This is a genomic window from Mesorhizobium sp. M1E.F.Ca.ET.063.01.1.1 (assembly GCF_003998155.1).
GTDB lineage: Bacteria > Pseudomonadota > Alphaproteobacteria > Rhizobiales > Rhizobiaceae > Mesorhizobium.
In genome coordinates this window covers 1-5,459 of the sequence record NZ_RZSC01000393.1, presented here as the reverse complement: position 1 = coordinate 5,459, position 5,459 = coordinate 1, and the positions used below count along the sequence as shown (strand labels likewise).

4 protein-coding genes and 1 pseudogene are annotated in these 5,459 nt (G+C 58.6%); 4 read left to right on the top strand and 1 reads right to left on the bottom strand.

Annotated elements, in window-relative coordinates:
- Positions 1 to 679 precede the first annotated feature (679 nt).
- Complete coding sequence (locus EOA29_RS23515) at positions 680 to 2,707, top strand: CocE/NonD family hydrolase (RefSeq protein ID WP_127221626.1); 2,028 nt, start codon at positions 680 to 682, stop codon at positions 2,705 to 2,707.
- Between the two features lie 39 nt (positions 2,708 to 2,746).
- Here the strand turns inward: EOA29_RS23515 and EOA29_RS23510 are convergent.
- A pseudogene (locus EOA29_RS23510) lies at positions 2,747 to 3,700 on the bottom strand (integrase core domain-containing protein).
- 44 nt (positions 3,701 to 3,744) lie between these two features.
- Here EOA29_RS23510 and EOA29_RS43860 point away from each other — a divergent pair.
- The 3 genes from EOA29_RS43860 to EOA29_RS23500 form a co-directional block, all read left to right on the top strand.
- Positions 3,745 to 4,131 carry a hypothetical protein gene (locus tag EOA29_RS43860; RefSeq protein ID WP_281061105.1) on the top strand — a complete coding sequence of 129 codons (387 nt, stop codon included), beginning with the start codon at positions 3,745 to 3,747 and terminating at the stop codon, positions 4,129 to 4,131.
- Positions 4,132 to 4,686 carry a transposase gene (locus EOA29_RS43855; protein ID WP_281061104.1) on the top strand — a complete coding sequence of 185 codons (555 nt, stop codon included), beginning with the start codon at positions 4,132 to 4,134 and terminating at the stop codon, positions 4,684 to 4,686.
- Between the two features lie 250 nt (positions 4,687 to 4,936).
- A partial coding sequence (locus tag EOA29_RS23500) for an ABC transporter substrate-binding protein (protein WP_245468522.1) occupies positions 4,937 to 5,459 on the top strand: 523 nt, incomplete at its 3' end.

The window sequence follows — 5,459 nt, the reverse complement described above, 5'->3', positions numbered from 1 at the left end:
AGGTCATGAAACATGCAACCGACTGGATCGCCGCTCATCACGCCGACTGGAACAAGTGGATCGCTGAAGCCAAGGCTGCCAAGTGAGGCTCTGAGGTTTAGAATCGGCCGACGGCATCCGCCGGCCGCACCGCGATTGTGAGAAGAAAACTCCCTGGTTGACTAGCGTCAGATAAAGTCGGTTAGCCCAACGGATGGGTGGCGATCATGCGCAACCGCAGAATACGGATCTCCATTGGGAGATCGCCAAATGGCTGAGAGGTGCACCAAAATAGGCTGATGGCAAGTCGATACCACCCTAAGCTCGATGACGCGACCAGCCTCACGCCGACCATGACGTGCCGCTGCTCGGGTGTTGGTCCGTGGGCTTGCTGCGGCCCACACGAGAGCAAGTTGATCTGAGTAAGCGCGAAACCTGTCATTCGGGACTAAACGCTGTCGAGCGCAACGTTCGGTATGAATGGGGTTTATGCGAGTCGCGGACTTTTCCCTCTGCGACTCTTCCGCCTTGTCGTCTATTCGAGGTGAGAACGAGGACGGCGCTGACAACTCGGTCGCCGGTTCCCATTCGGCGAACCCGGGTATCCCTGCCGCTGACTTTGGTTTCAGCAGCGCTACGAGCATCTTCTGCTGAACTTCGAGGGCAGTTCCGCAAGCGCGAACGCATAAAGGATTGGACCATGGATGATATCCGCGTTGTAACCGACTTCCCCCGCAAAGTGCGTGAGATCGAGAATGTCTGGATTCCAATGCCGGACGGCGTGAAGCTCGCCGCTCGCATCTGGTTACCGCAGGACGCTGGGCAAAACCCAGTACCGGCGATCCTTGAATATCTTCCCTACCGCAAGCGAGATGGAACCGTTGGGCGCGACGCGCTCCACCATCCTTACTTTGCGGGCTTCGGCTATGCCGGGGTCCGTGTGGACATGCGCGGTTCAGGCGACAGCGAAGGCGTCTGCAAAGGCGAGTATCTCAAGCAAGAACAAGACGATTGTCTTGCGGTGATTGAATGGTTGGCACAGCAATCGTGGTGCTCGGGTAGCGTTGGCATGATCGGCATCTCCTGGGGCGGCTTCAACGGACTTCAAGTCGCCGCCCGCCGTCCTCCAGCCCTCAAGGCGGTAATCTCGTTGTGTTCCACCGACGATCGATACGTCGACGAGTGCCACTATTTCGGCGGCGCGCTTATGTGCGAGAATTTGATGTGGGGCACGGCAGCTTGGGCGATCGCCATGACCCCACCCGATCCTGCACTTGTGGGGGACCGCTGGCGTGAGATGTGGGAGGAGCGGCTCAACGGTAACGGCATCTGGTTGCACGATTGGTTCGAGCACCAGCGCCGGGATGACTTCTACAAGCACGGCTCCATCTGCGAAGACTATTCCGACATTGAGGTTCCGGTCTATGCCGTAGGTGGGTGGGCGGATGCCTATCCCAACGCGATCTTCCGCATGCTCGAGAACCTGCCGGGAGTGCGCAAGGGCTTGATCGGTCCCTGGGCCCATAAGTATCCGAACATCGCCATGCCTGGGCCGCGCATCGGCTTCCTCCAAGAATGCCTTCGTTGGTGGGACCAGTACCTAAAAGGCGTCGACACTGGTATTGCCAACGAACCGATGTTGCGGGCCTGGGTGCAGGATCCATTGCCGCCAGCCGCCATCTACGACGAGCGACCAGGCCGTTGGATCGCCGAGTCTTCCTGGCCGACGCAGGGCATTGGCGAACGGAGGCTGGCACTGTCACCCGGCCGTCTTGCTGAAGGAAATCGCAGCGACGCCGTCCTTATGATTTGTTCGCCTTCGACCGCAGGCCTGTCTTCGGGAGTTTGGTGCGGCTATGGCGGGGTGCCGGATCAGCCAATCGATCAGCGCACGGAGGTCGGAAACGCATTGGTATTCGAAACCGATCCTCTTGTGGAGGCGGTAGACCTACTCGGCCTCCCGGAGTTTGAGGTAAATCTCTCCTCCGACAAGCCGGTGTCTATCCTGTCAGCAACGCTTTCGCTGGTTTTGGAAAACGGATCTGCCGCCCGCATCAGCTATGGTATTCTGAACTTAAGCCATCGGCACGACGATCTCGGCTTGGCACCAATGACACCCGGTAAGGTGGAAGCAATACGCATGAAGATGAAGTCCTGCGGACAGCGCGTCGAAAAAGGACAACGCATAAGGCTCGCCATCGCTACCAGCCATTGGCCCATCGTGTTTCCAAGTCCAGAGAGGGCAACTCTCTCTATACATTGTGCCGGCAGCAGAATGATCTTGCCAGTGCGCAAGGCGAATGCTCTAGAAGCCGAACTCACGCCTTTCTCAGGGCCAGAAACCGCAGAGCCGATGGCACTGGAGGTCATCAAGCCTGGTCAACCCTTCTGTCGCGAGGTAACCACGAACCAAGCTACGGGGGAAACCACGTTCCGCCTAGGGAGTGATGCTGGAACCGTACTGCATCCACATACCGGGATGATCGTCTCGGCAAAGCACACCGACACACTTATCATGCATCCCGACGATCCGAATTCGGCGCGCGGCACTTCCACTTGGGAAAAGTCCTTCAAACGCGGCGAATGGAACGTTAGCATTGCGCTCTCGACTACCGTCCGCGCGCTGCGTGATGTATGGCGAATCGAGACACATATCGTGGCGAAGGAAGGCGACAAGCTTTTGCTCGAACGAGAGGACGTCAAGGAGTTCGCTCGGGACTTAAACTGACCGGTACGGAATTGGTCCTGCTCGGCCGGATGAACCTAGCTACGGACATCTTGAAAGTTCAACTATTGCCTCGATGTTAACAAGCAGATAGCAGGTGTTGACCCGTCCAACACCAGTGAGGTTTACACGATCTCCGCAACTTCTAACGGAAAGGGGGTCGCGTCGGCAACTGGTGTTTAGTCCCGGCATTTGCTGAGCGGAAGCGTTCGGATTGAGTGGCCGATGCCTTGCAGATGAACTCGTAGGGGGTGAGGCCGTTGAGGGTCTTGAGCCTGCGGGTGAAGTTGTATGCCGTAATGAAGTCGGCGAGGTGCTGTCGGAGCTGATCGTGGCTCTCGCAGTAGAAGCGCTTGACAGTGGCGTCCTTAATGGTGCGGTTCATCCATTCGACCTGACCATTGGTCCACGGGTGCCTGGCCCAGGCATATTCGAAGGCGTGCGCCCGGAACAGTTCGCCGTTGGCGATCGCCTCCAGCCCAGCCTCAGTTGTCGGAGCACGGTGAGGATCTTGTAAGGGACGGCCGCGATCAGCCGGAGCAGGAACTCTTTAGCGACGGCGGTGGTGGCCTTCTCACGCAGTTCGACGAAGGCGAACTTCGAGGTGCGGTCGATACCCACGAACATGTGCAGCTTGCCCTGTTCGGTTCGGACCTCCGCAACGTCGATGTGGAAGTAGCCGATCAGATAGCTTTTGAACTTCCCCTTCGCCGGCCTGTCGCCCTCGACATCAGGCAGACGGCCAATGCCATGGCGCTGCAGGCAGCGGTGCAAGGAAGATCGCGTCAGGTGCGGAATCGTTGGCCGCAGCCCATAGAGGCTGTCGTCAAGCGGCAAAAGCGTGTGTAGCGCCGGAAGGCGACGATGACCGCCTCCTCCTCGCCGGCAAGAACCGTCGACCGCGGCTCCGTAGCGCTTGGCCAGCGCTCTCAGGCTTTCTTGACTAGAGCGTCGGGCGAGAAAGGTGAATCGTTGGGATTCCCTTTTTGATTGAATTCTGATTCCTGTTGGTGCGGAGGTGCACCACGGGCAAGGCGGTTTTGCAGGATTTGAGGCTTCGACTTGTTCGCGGCATTGCCGAGGGCAAGTCGCGGCGGGCGGTTGCGGCGCAGTTTGAGGTGGCGCCTTCGACGGCGGTGCGGGTTCAGGCCCGCTATGCGGCTACGGGTTCTGTCGCGCCGGCCCGTCAGGGCCGTCCTGCCGGGTCCGGCAAGCTCGGCGCGTATCGTCAGGTCATTGTCGACAAGGTGAGGGCCAAGCCGGACATCACGATGCCTGAGCTTGGTGCGTGGCTTGAAGGCGAGCACGGCGTCAGGGCAGATCCGTCGAACCTGTCGAAGTTGCTGTGCCGGGAGGGGTTTACGTATAAAAAAAGTGCTGCTGGCGTCGGAGCAAGAACGGCCCGACGTGAAAGCGGCACGGTGTGAGTGGCGCGACCATCATCAGCCCCTGATGCGCGCGCAGCCGGCGCGGCTCATTTTCATCGACGAAACGAGCGTCAAGACCAACATGACCCCGCTGCGCGGCGCAGCCTGCGCGGCAAGAGGCTGCTGGCCGATGCACCCTTCGGCAAATGGCATACCCAGACCTTCATCGCCGGCCTGCGTTGCCATGAACTGATGGCCCCCTGGATCATCGAGGGAGCCATCGACGGGGCGGCTTTCGATGCCTATGTCGAAACCCAACTCGCACCGGCTCTCGGGCGCGGCGACATCGTCATCCTGGACAATCTGAATGTCCACAAAAGTCCGCGCGCGGCTATGGCGCTCAAACAGCGCGGCGCCTGGTTCCTATTCCTGCCCAAATACTCACCCGATCTCAACCCGATCGAGATGGCCTTCGCAAAGCTCAAAACCCTGTTGCGAAAGGCCAAAGCGCGAACGTACGACGATCTTGTCCGTGCCGTCGGCAGCATCTGCGCCATGTTTGATCCAACCGAATGCTGGAACTATCTCAAAAAAGCAGGATACGTTGCATGTTAATCGCCCGACGCTCTAGTTGTATCGCTCGAGGGACCGCTCTGTCGTTGTGGCGCTCCCATGGCGAACCTGGCCCATAGTGGGATCAAACATCTAGGCCGGACGACATGAATAGATTTTATGCCAGCCGGCATCTTTTCCGCCTGCGGCTTCGCTGCTCCATAGTATATCAAAAGAGAAACACCCGAGGAAAGGCGGCGCCGCTGCCTTGGCAGGACGCCTTCTGCAAGTCGCGCGGCAGGGGGAACCAACTATGGAGGACAGGATGCAAAGTCTAAGCCGCCGCACCTTTCTTAGGGCAGGAGCCGCGCTAGGCGGTGGCATAATCTCTGCTGGCATGCCGTTGTCTCAAGTCATCTGGGCGGCCGAAGGCAAGGTACTCAAGGTGCGTTCCAATGGAGACCTCGTCACGCTGGATCCCGCTTTCGTCGGACAGGCCGAGGAAGTAGACCTGACGAACTGTATCTATTCAAAGCTCACTCGCTATAAGCCAGGCACCGAATGGGGCTGGGAGTTGGAGGCGGCAGACAAGATCGAGCAGGTCGACCCCACGCATATCCGATTTCGCCTCAAGAAAGGCATAAAATTTAGTGGCGATCATGGCGAATTGACGGCCAAGGACGTCAAATTCTCTTTCGAGCGCGTCATCAAGCTCAATTCACCCATCAAACCCCAGTGGGGCTCGTTAAATCACGTTGAATTGGAGGACGACTATAGTGGCGTGATCGTCTTCAACGCTCCTTTTGCGGCTGTTTGGCTCGTTCCGCTGCCTTATG